Below are 783 nucleotides of genomic sequence, written 5' to 3'. Positions count from 1 at the left end.
CTCGCTAAGCAATAGGTCGCCTGCGTGAAGGCCGTGCGCCTCATTAAACTTCTGAAAGTTGTCAATATCAATATCGATCCAAACAAGGTCGTTCTCGCTAGTTTTAATTGTATGTTCAATTTGAGTGTAGAGGGTTTGACGACTAAAAACCCCTGTTAACTGGTCTTGAGTTGACTCACCCAGATAATTTTCGTCGTCTCTTGCCAGCTTACGGTTTTCTTGTTTCAGGTTTGCGTATTTATAGCCAAGCAAGATGGCTAGCAGCAGTTGCTCGGTCACTGAACCTGCAATGAAAATATTGAGGGTGTCTAGTGATGGGGGGGTGTATCCAAGCCACATCCATACCCATAGGGTGCCCGTAATAAGGTGAGTGGTCCAGGCAAGAAGAAACAACTTCGCCATCGGGGGGTGACGCTTTAGTGCACCGATAGCACAGACAAGTATGATAATTGGAATGACTAGACCTATCGTTTCTACACACATGTAGGCAAGTTGGTCAGACATAAACCCTAGTAGAAATATGGTCGAAAAAGTTGCAGCCAATAACAGGCGTAATAATATATCGAGCTTGGGGATTGTTGTCTTAGTTTCAAGTAGCTCGCGAACGAATACTGTTGCAGAAAACGCAAGCAAGCAAGCGGTCAGGTTGGTGAAGCTACCCTCTCCACCCCAATCGGGAAACGCCAGGCGGTTGTACCCGGTCATGGCAATCATATATAGCGACATACATAAAACGTAAGAGGCGTAATAAGTATAAACTCTTTCTCCAGCAGAGATGCCAAT

The 783-nt window shown here is 45.3% G+C and carries 1 protein-coding gene; it reads right to left on the bottom strand.

Going from position 1 to position 783, the window contains the following annotated elements; translation table 11 throughout:
* The coding region (locus A3735_RS01225) for a 7TM diverse intracellular signaling domain-containing protein (RefSeq protein WP_255375115.1) at window positions 1–777 on the bottom strand (777 nt) is incomplete at its 3' end.
* Between the last annotated feature and the right edge of the window lie 6 nt (window positions 778–783).

The sequence above is a fragment of the Oleiphilus sp. HI0061 genome, assembly GCF_001635675.1.
Note: the sequence above shows the minus strand (reverse complement) of the source record. Positions and strands in the feature narration are given on the sequence as shown.